Below are 16,162 nucleotides of genomic sequence, written 5' to 3'. Positions count from 1 at the left end.
TAAGAGTCGCCTTTTTACATGGTTAAGAGATATGAATTCGATTGACTAACTACTGATTAGCGGTTGTATCTTAGCTGACAGTGCGATGGAGCACACCTTACAAAGACTAATGCATTAACAGAAACGATTAAACGGTCTGGGTCTTAATCGTTTCGAGATAACTTCTGATATTGCTGACGTAATGCATTGCTTGTCCATAGCGACTGTTATCTGCTTTATTTTCAGACATATAAGAATATACATTTGCCCAGCTCTTATCATCTATATCCTGTGCACGTAGCTTACGCTGAATACGTTTAACCGCATTAGGCCCCATATTGTAGCCTGCTAAGGCAAACCAAACTCTATCCCTTTTGGGTACATCTGCAAAGTCTGCTTTTACTTGCTTAAGATAGCGCGCGCCGCCACCAATACTTTGATAAGGATCAACGCGATCAGCGACGCCCATCTCTTTAGCAGTAACGTTGGTCAGCATCATAATACCGCGCACGCCAGTAGGCGATACAGCGCTCGCATCCAAATGCGACTCTTGGTAACCCATTGCGACGAGCAGCTCCCAGTCATGATTATAGTTTTGAGCTTGCGCCTTAAAAGAAGACTGATAATTAGGCAGCTTTTCAGTCAAGGTCTTTTGAAAGTGCTGCTGACTGTACGCATCTTTTAACAAGTTTTGATTATAAAATGCGGCTAGCTTTTGGGTGTTATTAAGCTTGATGTTATTGCATAAAAAGCTGCTGGCTTTTTTTGATAGAGGATCGTCAGACTCTTGAAAAGCCCAGCTGACCTTGGGGTGTAGGCCGTTTTTGGTCAAGCTAGTATCATAGCCACAGCTGACATTGACTGAGGGTAGAGCAAGCTCATTTCTCAGCTCAGTGCTGGCGGTAGTCAGTGCCATATCAGCATCACCTGACTTTAGTGCTCTAAGAGCCGCTTCTTCATTAGCATAAGCCTTGAGATTGATAGCCACGCCAAGCTCGTCGGCATAGCTACGTACTAAATCATAGCCAAAACCATGCTGGAAGCCATCGGTGGCAAAATAAGTGCTATCACCTGGGACTGCTGCAATCGTCAAAGTATTACTGACAATAACCTGATCATAAGCAGATACATCACTATTAGTAGTGGTTAAGCTTTGAGCAGGTAGAGATAGCATAGCGATGCTAGAAACCTGCACCACCTTTTTGGACTTGGCAAAACGAGTGACTTTAGCCGATGGAACAGATGTAACGAGGTTACTTTTGGTGTTAAGCAAACACTGAGCGGGCCTTAGTAAATGGGTAATACTACGTTTAGCGCCTTGCGCAGATACTTTTACACGATAAGTAATACGCTGCATGGATGTCTCCTAATTGTAGCCATCCTACTCACCCTCAAGCGCACGTTTAGCATAATTTAACTTATAGCTAAAACTGCGACTTGTACAATGCCATTCTATTAGGTGCTATAGCACACAGTAGTTAGGCAAGCATTGGTTTGTATCAGCATAATTTTAATCATTTAAATAATCACGACTATATTTTTAATTACAATTTACGCTTATTATCAATTAAATATAGGATCGATAATAAAGCTATAAATAAAAATGATAGTCAGATAACTCGTTAGTAAGCTGCTTAAATTAGTGGATTATCTAAATTAACAAGTCACTTAAATAAATAGCAAACTTTGAACTTGTGAAGATAACTCACTTAATAGTCGCTTCACTATAACGAGCTTAATTATGCGATACAGGGGTCAGGTCATGAATAAATTATTGCGATAACCACTAAGTAATCTAGGTCTAAGGATAAAAATAATTACCTTAGATACTGTTAGTAAAAATAATCTCATATCAAATAGCGATCATCCAGCGTCATTATAAAGTCTCTTAAATTTACCGCTATTTTGCATAGCAAAGCCAAAACGCTGATAAATATTTAAGAGTAAATTGAAAATGAGTGCAACATTAGCTTATACAAGGATCTAATTACTTATAGCGATACTTATATAAAATGATTTAACAAACCATGCTAATGCTATAACCGGAGGCTGTAGTTAATGAAAAGTTTCATGACGGAACATTCTCTTACAATTACACTTTATAGGGATCTAAAGGCTGTTATTCAAGTTAAACTAACAAATCAGCAATAAAAATTAACAATTAAGCAGGATTATCGATATCTATAAAGTCTACTTTTAGCGCAAATTGTTCAGCAATTATATCACCTAGAGCCTGAATACCACCGCGTTCTGTTGCATGATGACCACAAGCAAAATAATCTATGCCAAGTTCGCGCGCGCTATGAGTCGTACGTTCTGATATCTCTCCTGAGAGGTAAGCATCACAGCCCATAAGTGCCGCTTGGTCAATCATATCTTGTGCGCCGCCTGTACATATTCCTATACGCTCGATAGTTTTTTCAGAGTTTATATTCGATGGGCTGAAGTCGCTTGCGATATGTAGTGGAGCACGGTGCAGAGCTTGAGTAATAGTAGCGCTCAAGCTTGCTGCACTTTGCGGCAGGCATGTTGCAATATTACCGACGGGATGCGATTCATGCGGATACAGCGCGCCTGTTATCGTCAGTCCTAAGATTTGAGCAAGTTTGGCATTGTTACCGATGATAGGATGCGCATCGAGTGGGAGGTGATAGGCGATCAGAGAGATGCCATGTTGCATAAGTTTACGAATACGGCGACCTTTCATGCCCGTGATAGGCTCAGATTCACCTTTCCAAAAATAGCCATGATGTACCATGATAGCGTCAGCCTTTGCCGCAATTGCGGCATCAATAAGCGCCTCGCAAGCGGTAACACCCGTTATAATACTGGTAATGACTTGACCACCATCTACTTGTAGTCCATTGGGAGCATAGTCTTTAAATGCGCTTGCCTCTAAGTAGTCATCGCAGAATGCAACTAGAGCCTGTGGCGTTATAGAAGATGGTTTTGTATGGGTATCATTGTTGCGGGTTACGCTCAGAGCACTTACATTATGGTTATGGGTCATTGAGTATTCCTAATCTGCTAAGCTTAAATGAATAAGCAAGTTATCATTATTGACTGTAGTTTATCACATCATTAATTGACGCAATATGTCCTAAGGTTTCGCTATTAAGCGATAGCAAAAATTGCGTTAACCGTGATAACTTAAAGGCTACACGAAGATTTACTATTAAATAGTAAGCCCAGCTATAATTATTAGCTAAAGCTATTTATCAAACTATTTATGATTGCTAAGCCTTGTCTTCAAGGGTAATGATCTACATAAATTCTATTTGACTGTGTCTTAATTATTAAGAAAAATATAGACTCAGATTAAATTTTAACTAAGTGTTTTTTAATTAAGTATTATATTCGCTACTATTTGCCGCATAAAATTTACAGAGGTTTTATATGTCGTCTCCACGAGCTAACAACTCACAGGCTAACAGTAAGGGTACGCTACTAAAGTGGCTGCCTTGGGTGCTTTTATTAATAGTTCTTGCTGCATTTACTTGGCTATTTACTAGTATGAATAGCGCATCAAACGCTTGGGAGCCGCCGAGGACGACGCCTGAGGAGCAACAAGCCTCAGCACCTGTAAGCGATACGCCTGCACCGATTTCGTCTTATCATAATGCGGTCGCGCGCGCCTCACAGTCAGTGGTCAATATCTATACCACCCAAGCTATGGCTGAGCATCCCTACATTGATGATCCTGTCCTGCGTCGATTTTTTGAAAATCAAGACAGTCAGCAAGGAGCAGGGCCTACTAATTTAGGCTCTGGTGTTATCGTCTCAGAAGATGGTTATATCGTGACTAACGCGCATGTGGTCGAAAAGGCCGATGAGATTACCGTAGCATTTAGTGATGGGCGTAAGAGTCGCGCAAAAGTTATTGGTACGGATCCTGATAGTGATTTGGCGGTGATTCGAGTCGACATGACAGGACTTACGCCTTTAGGATTTCGTGAAGAGCCTATTCGCGTTGGTGACTTAGCCTTAGCGATTGGTAATCCGTTTGGCGTAGGTCAGACCGTTACCCAAGGCATTATCTCAGCGACGGGTCGTACTGGTCTAGGTGTCAATAAGTTTGAAGACTTTATTCAGACCGATGCGGCTATCAACCCTGGTAATTCAGGGGGCGCATTAGTTGATGCGCGTGGCGAGTTGGTCGGGATTAATACGGTTATCTTCTCACGCTCAGGCGGCTCGATGGGTATTGGCTTTGCTATCCCAACGGCACTGGTTGAGCAAGTGATGAACGCGCTAATCAAGGACGGTCGCGTCAGTCGTGGCTGGCTAGGCATTGAGATTCAATCACAGCTACGTGATCCAACCCAGCTTGAGACCACTACGGGTGTCGAAGTGTTAAAAGTCGTCCCACAAGGCCCAGCGGCTAAGAGTGGCTTGCAAGTAGGCGATGTTATCTTGACTATCGATGATGTTGAGATGACTGATGCCAATAGACTGATTCAATACGTAGCGCGTAAACCGCCTAATATGGTATTGAACGCGCAAATATTGCGTAGAGGCAAAAATGCTCAAGTTGAGATTATGCTAGAGGAGCGTCCTGTACAAGAAGTCGTGCAACGTCCTGTCGCTATGGAGGGTGGCCTTGAAGAGCCTGATTATCATGGTCAGGCTCAAAACAGACCTATGATGAGCGAGGAGGAGCGCGACCGTATGCGTGAGGAGCTGATGAAGCTGTTTGAGCAAGACGGTGCGGTTCAGTAGGCTATACAGAGAGACGCTCAGATCAAAAAAAACGCGCTAGCATAGAGTTAGCGCGTTTTTTTGATTCATTTTCTTATTCTAAGGGTGTTAATGCCGAAAGTCTTAGCTCTTGATAAACTCATGGTCGATATGGATGACCCCTTTGACTCGGCAGCAACAAGGCAAAATCTCATTATCCTCAATCATCGCCAGCGGTGCAAAAGGGTAGTCGACCTCATGTGAGCTGGATAACTTCTGCACGCGGCAGCTACCGCAATAGCCCTCACGGCATTGAAAGTTCACCTCATGACCGGTACGCAAGAGCCCATCAAGTAGACTCTCATCATCATGCAAGTAAAAGCGCATTTTGCTAGTCGTTACCCAAGTCATAATAAACCCTGCCGTACTTAATAACTTAATACTCTTTAAAATACTCTTAGTCTAGCTTTATAAACCAAATCTATCATTCAGTATCAAAGCTCAAAATCATCAAAATCGCTATCTGAAAGATCAGAGTCGATCTGCCCGACTAAATAAGAGCTAATCTCAGTCTCTTGCGGGGCCACTTGCACATTATCAGAGGACAACCAAGTATTGATCCAAGGTATCGGATTGGATTTTGAATTTGGGAAGGCTGATGGTAGACCAACCGCTTCCATACGCAAGTTAGTAATATATTCAATATATTGACAAAGAATGTCTTTATTTAGGCCGATCATCGAGCCGTCTTTAAATAAATAACCTGCCCATTCTTTTTCTTGCTCAGCTGCTTTTCGGAAGATTTCGATACCTTGTTCATGACACTCAGCAGCAATCTCGACCATCTCAGGATCATCGCGACCGTTACGCATTAGATTAAGCATATGCTGCGTTCCTGTCAGATGCAGCGCTTCATCACGAGCGATTAGCTTAATGATTTTGGCATTACCTTCCATCAGTTTGCGCTCAGCAAAAGCAAATGAGCAGGCAAATGACACATAAAAGCGAATCGCCTCTAAGACGTTGACTGCCATAAGGCAGAGATATAATTGCTTTTTAAGCGAGCGCAAATCAACGGTGACCGTCTCGCCATTAATATGGTGCGTACCCGCACCATATAAATTATAGAGCTGGGCATTGTAGTACAAGTCATCGTAATACTTCGCGATGTCAGAGGCACGCTCTAAGATATGCTCATTTTGCATGATGTCATCAAAGATAAGACCAGGATCATTGACAATATTGCGAATGATATGGGTATAGCTGCGCGAATGAATAGTCTCAGAGAAGGTCCACGTTTCAATCCACGTCTCAAGCTCAGGGATAGAAACTAAGGGTAATAGCACAACGTTTGGACTACGACCTTGAATAGAGTCAAGTAAGGTCTGATACTTTAGATTACTGGTAAAGATATGCTGCTCATGCGAGGACAAGTTGCCATAATCCATGCGGTCTTTTGAGACATCGACTTCCTCAGGCCGCCAAAAAAAGCTCAGCTGCTTCTCAATCAATTGCTCAAAGATAGGATGCTTTTGCTGATCGTAGCGCGCGACGTTGACCGGCTGACCAAAGAACATAGGCTCTTTCATAGCATCATTTGGCGTTTGATTAAAGATTGAGTAAGTCATGGGAGTGGCCTTTATTGGTTATGCGTCTGTTAGTAAGTGTAGGCTGTGGCTTTAGCTCAGCAAAATAAAAGTATTCGTTATAGGATTACAAATCGTCTAATATTACTCGTATCGGTGGTTGTCCATCATTTATTCGCTGTTCAACTATTTTACCTAGCTCTATATCATTCTGTTCTTCAGAAATATCATCTATCAAACTCAATATATTTGTCCGTTCATCAACTTCATGAGTCATAGTGTTTTCCTTCATTGATCTAAGAAAATATCTTTTAATTATAACAACTTAATATATCTATTAGAGTTTCGGATACATTTTAAGAACTATAAATTCTCCAATGATATCTGCGCCGATATTTGCTCATCATTCATATAAGCCTTTAGCATTTCGCTCAGCTCACCATCATCGAATGCCGCTAATTCACCGGTCGCACTATGACGTAGTTTGTCCAAATCTGCGTCGTGTATCTGTTTCTTAGTCGCTTTTTTCACAGGTTTTTTCAACTGCTTTGCTACTGTCTTTTTCGGACTTTCATTAACGTCTAATTGCTCACGGACAGCTTCGATATCGACATCTACTTGGACGATATGCGAGCTACCATCATCTAGATCCGAAAATACGTTAGGGATAAACAATCCACCGTCTTTGATGATTGCGGTATAGTTCATGTTTATGACCTCTTTTTTTATTGTTTTGCATAAGATTTAATTTTAGCAGTTTTTGGGAGCCAATCCCGCCTACCGCTTGTATCTGCCTAGTCGCTGGCGTGCAGTCTATGATGTCTGGTCGCATTCCTGTTGCCTCGATACTGCATCCAGCCACAGCCTACATCGCCATCAGCGTTGGCAGGATACCGCTACAGTCGGGGCTAAAAAGCCTCGTTGTAGCATTGCTAATCTTTCTAGCCAAATCTGATATTTAAGCATTTTTGTAGGGTGCTTTTTAAGCACCGTTTGCACGGCTTATCTATATCATCGGTGCGCTGGGCGCACCCTACAAAAACTGCTATGATCTAAAAGTAGGTTAGTGTCGAGGTACGAGACCCAACATTATATTTTTATATAATGATGATTGTTGGATTTCGTTCGTCAACCTAACCTACACACTGTTTGAGACTATGAAATTTTGTCTGAAAATTCTCCAAAATAAGGCTTCAAAGCTTGCTTAATCTCTTCTCTAGATTCACTATTTACAAGCCTTAATATCATTTTAGCCAGTTCATCTTTCTGTAAACCTAAGATGGCACTAATCTGACTAGCTAACGATTTTCTATTATAAATTTTCAATAATTTTAAATAATCGCTAGAATTAATAGCCTCAGTAAATAATGCTTCTTTTTCACTATAAATTTTAGCGACTTCAATGTTATTTGTTAGTGACGATAAAGCCGACTCAAGGTTGTCTTTACCATTTGCTTTATCATTGAAACAATTTAATTGAAACTTAATCTCACTTGCTACATGTAAGGACACTTGTTTTTCAAATTCTGACTGTAATCTATTAATAACAAAATTTGAAACGGCATTTGAGTCCTCATCAGGATCTCTTCCAAGTTTAACACTCACTATTTTTGTCACTTCTGGCACACAAAAGAGATTTTCAACCTCTGCAACCTCTAGAGTATAAATCCCATTATCTTTTAAAGTTTCTATCTCATTCTCGACTCTTCTATCTCTATCTATAATTCCGTAAACATTAAGATGATGAAGCTGTCTACTTGATTTTAAAGCTTTGACAGTTGAGATAACTTCTGCACATGAACCGCTTGGAATAACTAAAAAATCATCAAGTATCGCTTGGTATAATTTTGAGTCAAAACTACCTTTAATACCTTCAACAAGTACAATAGGTTTTCTGCTACCAAGTATCTCTATTAATAAATTTTCAGGTAATCCATCTATCTCTTGAACTAATTCCCAATCCCAGTTGGTTCCATCGTAAGATTTAAGCCATATTTTTTGAGAATTAGGTAAAGATACCGCAAAGTCAACGTCATGTGTCATATAAACAAAAAGGCAGTCTGGTCTTAATTTCTGTATTTCTATCCATAGCGGTGCTTGAATAGACTTATGGAGGTGTATCTCTGGTTCATCAATTATTATTACTCCATTCTCAGGCGCTGCCAAACATTGGCCTATAAGATAAAAAACAACCCTTTCACCATCGCTCATTTCTGAAGCAGAATACGCACTTCCCTCATCACCTACTATACAGGTTTGAACACTTAGTCCTTCTAAGATTAAGTGTCTATGAGGTAATACTTTTTCCCAAACTTGTTTAATCAAATCCAGCTTAGTTAAAGGAGGTGTTACTCTATCCAAAGTGCGCTTGGATTCATTTAGGTACTTAGCACTTTCATCTGTAAACTCTGAAAATAGATAAACCATTAACTGGCTAAAATCATTCAACAAGTGAGTTACAGGTTTCATATCCCAACGCCAATCATTCTTATAATCTAAAAAATTACTACTTGTAATATTGCTCATACCTTCATATCCAGTCAAAAACTCTTTTTCTGCTAATTGGATATTTTTTGGCATTGTATTATCAGGCATCAATAAAGATTTCTGTGCAGATATTCGATGCACTTTTTCTTTCTGTGGAGAATCCATCTCAATCCATGTACCAAGTCTTGTTTTACCTGAACCGTTTGCACCGATTAGGACTAGGCTTTGAGGACACTCAATTGCTTCAGTGTCATTGTTTTTTCTAGATAGATTTAGAATAAATGGTTCTGTCATAGGCTTTTGCCTCTATACTTTTAAAGATAGTATATAAAATTTTATGTAGATATCATTTTGCCGAAACACAATCAAGCAGCCATTTTAACTGTTTGAAGCCGATAAGGCATTTGGTGTTTTAATACACTATACGACTACTTCAGATATAGAACTCGCCGCATATAAAACCTATATCTTACAAGCCCCACCAGCACAATCATCTTCCATATCCGCTTGGGCATCATTCGCACCGTCACGCGTATTATGATAATACAAAGTCTTTACGCCTAGCTTATACGCGGTCAATAAGTCTTTAAGCAATATCTTCATCGGCACGCGATTACCTTCATAATGTGTAGGGTCATAGTTAGTGTTGGCAGAGATACTTTGATCGACGAACTTTTGCATGATAGCGACCAGCTTTAGATAGCCATCATTGTTCGGCATTTGCCAGAGTAGCTCGTACTGACCGCCTAGTTTTTCAATCTCAGGCACAACTTGCTTAAGGATGCCATCTTTTGACGCTTTGATAGACACGAGACCGCGTGGTGGCTCGATACCGTTAGTGGCGTTGGCAATCTGGCTTGAGGTTTCAGATGGCATTAGCGCGGTTAGGGTCGAGTTACGTAAACCGTGTTCGGTAATCTCGCTACGCAAGGTTTCCCAATCGAGGTGCAATGGCTCTTGGCAGATCTTATCGAGATCTTTTTTATAAGTATCGATCGGTAAGATACCTTGCGAATAAGTGGTCTCATTAAAAGCAGGACAAGCGCCTTGCTCTTTAGCAAGTTTATTCGACGCTTTTAGCAGATAATACTGCAGCGCTTCAAAGGTTTGATGGGTCAGACCAATAGCACTGCCATCTGAGTAACGCACGCCATTCTTCGCCAAGTAATAAGCATAGTTAATCACGCCAACGCCTAGAGTACGGCGGCGCATACTGCCATTTTGAGCGGCTTTGACAGGATAGTCTTGATAGTCGAGTAGGGCATCAAGCGCACGCACGATCAGCTCAGCTGGCTCTTCGATATCGCTGACATTCTCGACTTTACCAAGGTTGACCGCTGATAGTGTACAAAGAGCGATTTCACCTTCTTCGTCATTGATGTTATCGAGCGGCTTGGTCGGTAGCGCGATTTCCATGCATAGGTTTGACTGGCGAATCGGCGCAACCGTCGCGTCAAAGGGACTATGCGTGTTGCAATGATCGACGTTTTGGATATAGATACGACCGGTGCTAGCGCGCTCTTGCATCATGAGACTAAACAAGTCTGCCGCTGGGATTTGACGGCTACGAATGCTCGGGTCATTCTCGTATTTGGTGTATAGCTCTTCGAATTTATCTTGATCTTCAAAAAATGCATCATATAGACCTGGGGTATCACCCGGTGAAAATAACGAAATATCTTGACCTTTGATTAAGCGCGTATACATGGTTTTATTTAACTGAACACCATAGTCCATATGACGGACACGGTTGTCTTCGACGCCGCGGTTATTTTTGAGTACCAGTAACGACTCTACTTCTAAATGCCATATTGGATAAAATAACGTCGCAGCACCACCACGGACGCCGCCTTGTGAGCAGCATTTTACAGCCGTTTGGAATAATTTATAAAAAGGAATACAGCCCGTATGCTGGGCTTCACCGCCACGGATAGGGCTACCAAGGGCACGAATACGACCCGCGTTGATGCCGATACCCGCGCGTTGTGAGACGTAGCGTACGATGGCGCTAGTAGTGGCGTTGATAGAATCTAGACTATCACCACATTCGATCAGTACGCAGGAGCTGAACTGACGCGATGGGGTACGCACACCAGACATAATAGGCGTTGGTAGGGATATTTTGAATTGTGAGGTCGCATCATAGAAGCGCTTCACATAGCTCATACGCTCAGCTTTGTCGTAATTGGCAAACAGACACATACCGACCAGCATGTAAAGAAACTGCGGGCTTTCATAGACGGTCTTAGTGACGCGATCTTGTACGAGGTATTTACCGGCCATTTGCTCAACCGCAGCATAGGCCAGATTCATATCGCGCCAATGGTCAAGATATTCGTTAAGCTCATCGAACTCTTCGCGGCTATAATCGGCTAGGATATGCTCGTCATATTTACCTGCATCGGTCAGTTTGTTCACATGATCGTACAGATGCGGTGGGGTAAATTTATTATAGGCGATTTTACGCAGATGGAAGATCGCTAGGCGCGCGGCTAAATACTGATAGTCAGGGGTCGTTTCTGAGATCAGATCAGCGGCAGCTTTGATAATGGTTTCGTGGATATCACGAGTCTTGATACCTTCATAGAACTGAATGTGCGATTTTAGCTCAACTTGTGACACCGACACATTATCTAAGTCGTGCGCGGCCCACTCGATAACCTTGTGGATTTTATCCAAATCAATAGGCTCTAGACGTCCGTCACGTTTGGTCACTTGAATCTTGTCGATATGTGTCATGCTACCCTCATCAGTGTTTGCTTATAATATTTGTTTTGTCAGAAAGCTTACTAACTACTGCTCTAAATACTGTCAGTGCTTTTTGGGCAAAAATATACCCTTGCTCAAAATAATGATAAAAATCATTGAGCACTACATATAGCGTGTTGATTAGTAAGTAGGCACAATATAGCGGGAATTTTTTGAAAATGCTATATTGATTTTCACTAGGATTTATGTTGATGAAGGCATGTATCGCGCTCAAATGAGAGCAAAGGGTGATGGGATAAGGCTTAGAGAAAATGTAAGCAATAACAAAATATTTTATAAAAAAAGGCTTGCGCTTTCGTTTTTATAATGATTAAAAGTCATGGCTAATAATAGCGCTGTCAGAGTGAAAATGAGGGCGTAGATTGTAGCGCAGTACACAAAAAATCGCCACCCAAATAAGTGACGATTACGTAATGCGTATTTTACCTTTATCTTTATGGCTCGCTATTTTGAGCAGGCCACTCAATAGGCCAGTAACGCATTAACTTATACCACCATACGTACGGTTTTGGCATCATCAAGCGCCGCATAGAGCGTATTCACTTGCTCGGCAGTGGTAATGTGTATATTCACACGCGCTGAATGGAAGCGACCTGTTTTTGAAGGCTTGACTTCGATAGAGGCTAAGTCAAAATCTGGAAATTGGCTGCCGAGGATAAGCTTAATCTCATTTAGAAGACTATCATACTCGCCTTCATGCCCGATAATGCTCATCGGGTAGTCCATAGGAAAGTCCCAGAGCTCAGGATTTTGAATATCAGTTTTTTTGCCTTTTAAGATACCCTCATTAGGCGTCATATCAGTCATCTCGATTTCTTTTTTGCTGTCTTTTTCTACATCTGGGTTTTGTTGGTTATCACTCATGAGTAATCCTTATGATTGTTTTAAATGATGACGCGCTCTGACTTTTAGCGAAAAAATCTGAGATGGGCTCAGATTTTTTGACAGTGATGTTTGATAACGATTTTTGAGAGTAATGATAGCGTCAATCAACGCGTAAGAGCAGCCATTGCATATTCTATTTATAATGATACATAAGGCATTATTCAAGGGTGCATCCTAGCTTTGAGGTTACAAATCCTTTATCAGCTACTTTTTATAGCCACAAATCGCGACATAGTCGCCACGATCATAACCTTTAATAACCTCTTGGACTTTATCATTGGCATACATAGGATGAGTTAACAAGGTTTGCGCATACTCAAAATCAACAAAACCATTCGCTTGCATCAGTGTGATTTTTTCATCAGAGGTGCGCCAGTTCGCTGATTTGACCAGCTCAATAGGATAAGGGTCAGCAGGGGAGATGTGTTCCAGTAAAGGGTGCTGCCAAGTATCTACAGCGCTGGCTAAGTTATAAAGGGTGGCAAATCCGCTCTCTTTAGGCACATCGATGAGGATAAGCTTGCCACCAGTTTTTAAGGCGTCATAGGCTTTTTGGATACAAATGTCCAAATCACTAATATAACTGACGCTGCCGTTAAACAGGATGATATCGAATTTATTAGGCTCAATCTCGCAGGTTTCAGCAGGGCTAATGTCTACTTGTAGGCCACGTTTTTCAGCGATTTCTGCCATATCTTTTGATGGCTCAATACCATGCGTAATATGGATATCGTATTCCTTTGCTAGTAGCGACTCAAATAACCCGCTACCACAGCCGATAGACAGTGTCTTACTGTCTTTATCTAAGAAGCGTGCGACCAGCTTTAGCTCGCTGGCTAGTAAGTTCTGGTTATCCAAAAACCAGCTGTCGTACGCACTGGCGTGTTCATCGAATGCGGCCATGATATTTTTCCTTGTTGTTAGTTGTTGATGGCTAAGGTTAATTTTAGAGGCTTATATTCACTACAAGCTAGGTTGACGATAATTTCAAATATGAGTCAAAAACATAGGTTAAGACAGATCTAACGCCTGTTGCCAAAAACTGACCTCCATACGCGCGGCGATATTGAATAGCTGCTGGAATTTATCCATTTGCGTAGGGCTAGCCTGTGCGAGTAGAGCATCAATCTGTGCTTCGTTCTGCGCGGTAATCGCTTGAAATTCGTCACTGGAAAACACATCAATCCATGGCTGATACGGATTGCCCGTGATAAAACCTTGCTCTTTAATGCGTTTGCCAATTTCTCCATAGCCCATTAGGCAAGGGGCAATAGCCGCATAAAGCTCGGCCAGTGAGCCTGACATCGCAGCGTCTAAGATATAGCGGCTATAAGCGATGGTCGCGGCAGATTCAGTAGCGCTCTCAACTTGTTCAAGGGGTATGTTCCATTGATGACAGAAGTCAAGATACATGTCGATTTCCATATCGAGCATGGCATTGATACCTGCTTGACCCATCCGCATTTGCGCCAGCGTTGCGCTTTTATAGACACTCAAAGCCATCACGCGGGTGTAGTGAATCAGATATAAATAGTCTTGGACGAGGTAATGACGAAAGCTGTCAGGGGCAAGCGTGCCTACCGCTAACTGCTTGACAAAGTCATGTTGGATGTAGTCATCCCACGTTGGGCAGTTGTGACGTAGCGTTTGATAATTCATAGGGTGCACTTGCCTTTATAAAAGTGCAAGTAAGCAGGTGGTAGGAGACGAGAAGTGAGTAGGCACAAAAAACTTAGCAGATTATGGATATAAACGGGCAAGGCTTGCTTAGCAAAATAGGCTTAAGAGGTGTGCTACAAAATGTCACGCTTGTTTCCTACGTCAGTGCTAACTGCATCAGGTTCGCGGGTAACTCTCAGCCATGATTGTGATGGTGTTAAAAGCATCAAAAATCACAGCACCCCGACAAGGTTTTTAGGAATAAATAGTTTAGATCTGCTGTTATTTGAGCAGTTGAGCCATATGATAGACGAACTCTGGCATCATTAGCAAGTGATGCGCACAGAACCATAAATAATGGTTCTGTCTGTGCCCTTATGTTGAAGCTTCGAAGTGCCTCTATACAAAAGCGTCGCTAACATTGCTTTAGCTGGTGGTAATGAATGCTACACTCAGCTTTTATTTCATTGCTGTTTAATGACTTGTTAGCTAAGACTAAAAGGTTTTATGATATAGCTTTGCTCAAAGCTACTGTTCATTCAAATTTCTTATATTATTTAAATTTCTTATGAAACGGGCATCACTTACAGCCATTTTTGCGCTTCCTCAATGAGGGTTTGTATTCTACGAGGCATGGCATACTCGCGTTTGGTCGCCACATAAAGGGTTTCACTGATGGGAGTAGATAGAGGGTGGCTATTGATAAGATGAGATCTTTCAAAGGCAACGACAGCATGCTCAGGTAGCACGGTGAATCCTAATCCGCGACTTACAGGCTCCAAAATCAACCCTATCTGATTAGAAAAGCCCTTTTCTTCAAAGTCGTTAATATGCTCAAACTCAGAAAAGTTAGCGCCTAATAATAGATTGGCATGATGAGCGCCATCAGGATGACCAATAAATCCAAGTTGGACTAAAGCTTCCCAGTCTACTGATTTAATCTGCGCTGACGTCACTAATAACAAAGCTTCCGTCGCCACGGGCTTACAATTGATACTGGAAATACGGGAGATATCAGTCATAAAACCGATATCAATATCACTACTAACCAGCGCCTGCTCCACGTCACTATTAGGTGCAAACCTATAATTGATTATCAGCTTAGGATGCATCTGTTGCAATGATAAAAGATGAGGATAGAGCTTGAGCCCCACACTTCCAGGCGACATCACACGCACCTTACCCTCAAAAGCTAAATCCTCCCCAAGACGCTGCTCTAAATGAGTCAGTTTTAGCAAGATATCTTTTGCCTCGTCATAGAGGTACTCGCCTGCACTAGTTAATGAGAATTGCTTACCTTGGCGTATAAGCAGCGAGATATCTAACTGCGCCTCGAGCTTATTAATATGTTGACTGACGCCCGATTGCGTCATATGCAGACGCTCAGCTGTATGAGTGAAGTGACCGACTTCTACCAAAGTACAAAAAGTGCGTAGCCAGATAGTATTTATCATTACAAACCATACTTATTTATATAATAAATGATAATTTTACGTAATGATTGTACCTTTGTATAGTAGTCCTGTGTCAAGCGATCACTAATCAAAAACAGCATATCAAGCAGGAGTACTAACAATGAGTAAGGTTTACCCAAGAAGTTTTTCACATATTGGTCTTTCAGTACCTGACTTAGCAGCAGCGGTGAAGTTCTATACAGAAGTCATGGGTTGGTACATTATTATGGAGCCGACTGAGATCGTTGAAGATGACAGTCCAATTGGTGAGATGTGTACGGAAGTGTTTGGCGCAGGTTGGGGCAGCTTTCGTATCGCGCATTTATCGACTGGCGATCGCATAGGCGTGGAGATATTTGAATTTAAGAATCAAGAAAATCCTGAGAATAATTTTGAATATTGGAAAACGGGTATCTTTCATTTTTGTGTGCAAGATCCTGATGTAGAAGGGCTTGCTGAGAGTATTGTGGCGGCTGGTGGTAAAAAACGCATGCAAAAGCCACGCTACTACTATCCAGACGAAAAACCTTATCGTATGATTTATATGGAAGACCCGTTTGGTAATATCGTTGAGATTTATAGTCACAGCTATGAGCTTATCTATAGCGAAGGCGCTTACTGAAAGTAAGTTGTTAATCTTGGAGTAAGCTTTCACATAAAATCTAT

General features: G+C 41.6%; 15 protein-coding genes and 1 riboswitch. Of the genes, 3 read left to right on the top strand and 12 right to left on the bottom strand.

Features of this window, described 5'->3' with window-relative positions:
- Positions 1–127: 127 nt before the first annotated feature.
- Together Q9G97_RS07510 and Q9G97_RS07505 are read right to left on the bottom strand one after the other, a co-directional pair.
- Positions 128–1,336 (bottom strand): transglycosylase SLT domain-containing protein, encoded by a 1,209-nt coding sequence (locus Q9G97_RS07510; protein ID WP_305898299.1) that lies wholly within the window; start codon positions 1,334–1,336, stop codon positions 128–130.
- Between the two features lie 804 nt (positions 1,337–2,140).
- Entirely contained in the window at positions 2,141–2,989 is an 849-nt protein-coding gene (locus tag Q9G97_RS07505) for a Nif3-like dinuclear metal center hexameric protein (RefSeq protein ID WP_305898298.1), read from the bottom strand.
- A 386-nt stretch (positions 2,990–3,375) separates the two neighbouring features.
- Between Q9G97_RS07505 and Q9G97_RS07500 the strand changes: the two genes are divergently transcribed.
- Entirely contained in the window at positions 3,376–4,698 is a 1,323-nt protein-coding gene (locus Q9G97_RS07500; RefSeq protein ID WP_305898297.1) for a S1C family serine protease, read from the top strand.
- A gap of 102 nt (positions 4,699–4,800) precedes the next feature.
- On the opposite strand, the gene yfaE is transcribed toward Q9G97_RS07500, so the two are convergent.
- The 4 genes from yfaE to Q9G97_RS07480 form a co-directional block, all read right to left on the bottom strand.
- Positions 4,801–5,067 (bottom strand): class I ribonucleotide reductase maintenance protein YfaE, encoded by a 267-nt coding sequence (yfaE, locus tag Q9G97_RS07495; protein WP_201569104.1) that lies wholly within the window; start codon positions 5,065–5,067, stop codon positions 4,801–4,803.
- A gap of 83 nt (positions 5,068–5,150) precedes the next feature.
- Positions 5,151–6,284, bottom strand: a complete 1,134-nt coding sequence (gene nrdB, locus Q9G97_RS07490; protein ID WP_305898296.1) for a class Ia ribonucleoside-diphosphate reductase subunit beta — start codon at positions 6,282–6,284, stop codon at positions 5,151–5,153.
- Between the two features lie 85 nt (positions 6,285–6,369).
- Positions 6,370–6,519 (bottom strand): hypothetical protein, encoded by a 150-nt coding sequence (locus Q9G97_RS07485; RefSeq protein WP_201569100.1) that lies wholly within the window; start codon positions 6,517–6,519, stop codon positions 6,370–6,372.
- Between the two features lie 86 nt (positions 6,520–6,605).
- Complete coding sequence (locus Q9G97_RS07480) at positions 6,606–6,950, bottom strand: hypothetical protein (RefSeq protein ID WP_305898295.1); 345 nt, start codon at positions 6,948–6,950, stop codon at positions 6,606–6,608.
- 107 nt (positions 6,951–7,057) lie between these two features.
- On the opposite strand from Q9G97_RS07480, the gene Q9G97_RS07475 reads away from it, so the two are divergent.
- Positions 7,058–7,204, top strand: coding sequence for a hypothetical protein (locus Q9G97_RS07475; RefSeq protein ID WP_305898294.1), 147 nt, complete (start codon positions 7,058–7,060; stop codon positions 7,202–7,204).
- Between the two features lie 193 nt (positions 7,205–7,397).
- Here the strand turns inward: Q9G97_RS07475 and Q9G97_RS07470 are convergent, their stop codons facing one another.
- From Q9G97_RS07470 to Q9G97_RS07445, 6 genes are all read right to left on the bottom strand, one after another.
- Positions 7,398–9,023: a DUF4435 domain-containing protein gene (locus Q9G97_RS07470; protein ID WP_305898293.1), complete on the bottom strand. Its 1,626-nt coding sequence runs from the start codon at positions 9,021–9,023 to the stop codon at positions 7,398–7,400.
- 168 nt (positions 9,024–9,191) lie between these two features.
- Positions 9,192–11,468: a class 1a ribonucleoside-diphosphate reductase subunit alpha gene (gene nrdA, locus Q9G97_RS07465; RefSeq protein WP_305898292.1), complete on the bottom strand. Its 2,277-nt coding sequence runs from the start codon at positions 11,466–11,468 to the stop codon at positions 9,192–9,194.
- A gap of 516 nt (positions 11,469–11,984) precedes the next feature.
- Positions 11,985–12,305, bottom strand: coding sequence for a YbeD family protein (locus tag Q9G97_RS07460; protein ID WP_227680454.1), 321 nt, complete (start codon positions 12,303–12,305; stop codon positions 11,985–11,987).
- A 282-nt stretch (positions 12,306–12,587) separates the two neighbouring features.
- On the bottom strand, positions 12,588–13,286 hold the full coding sequence (locus Q9G97_RS07455) for a class I SAM-dependent methyltransferase (protein WP_305898291.1): 699 nt from the start codon (positions 13,284–13,286) through the stop codon (positions 12,588–12,590).
- A 108-nt stretch (positions 13,287–13,394) separates the two neighbouring features.
- Complete coding sequence (gene tenA / locus Q9G97_RS07450) at positions 13,395–14,042, bottom strand: thiaminase II (protein ID WP_305898290.1); 648 nt, start codon at positions 14,040–14,042, stop codon at positions 13,395–13,397.
- A 137-nt stretch (positions 14,043–14,179) separates the two neighbouring features.
- Positions 14,180–14,298, bottom strand: a riboswitch (TPP riboswitch).
- Positions 14,299–14,626: 328 nt separating this feature from the next.
- Positions 14,627–15,496: a LysR family transcriptional regulator gene (locus tag Q9G97_RS07445; RefSeq protein ID WP_305898289.1), complete on the bottom strand. Its 870-nt coding sequence runs from the start codon at positions 15,494–15,496 to the stop codon at positions 14,627–14,629.
- 121 nt (positions 15,497–15,617) lie between these two features.
- On the opposite strand from Q9G97_RS07445, the gene Q9G97_RS07440 reads away from it, so the two are divergent.
- Positions 15,618–16,118, top strand: coding sequence for a lactoylglutathione lyase family protein (locus tag Q9G97_RS07440; protein WP_305898288.1), 501 nt, complete (start codon positions 15,618–15,620; stop codon positions 16,116–16,118).
- Positions 16,119–16,162 lie beyond the last annotated feature (44 nt).

This window comes from Psychrobacter sp. M13 (assembly GCF_030718935.1).
GTDB lineage: Bacteria > Pseudomonadota > Gammaproteobacteria > Pseudomonadales > Moraxellaceae > Psychrobacter > Psychrobacter immobilis_G.
This window is presented reverse-complemented; position numbering and strand designations above follow the sequence as displayed.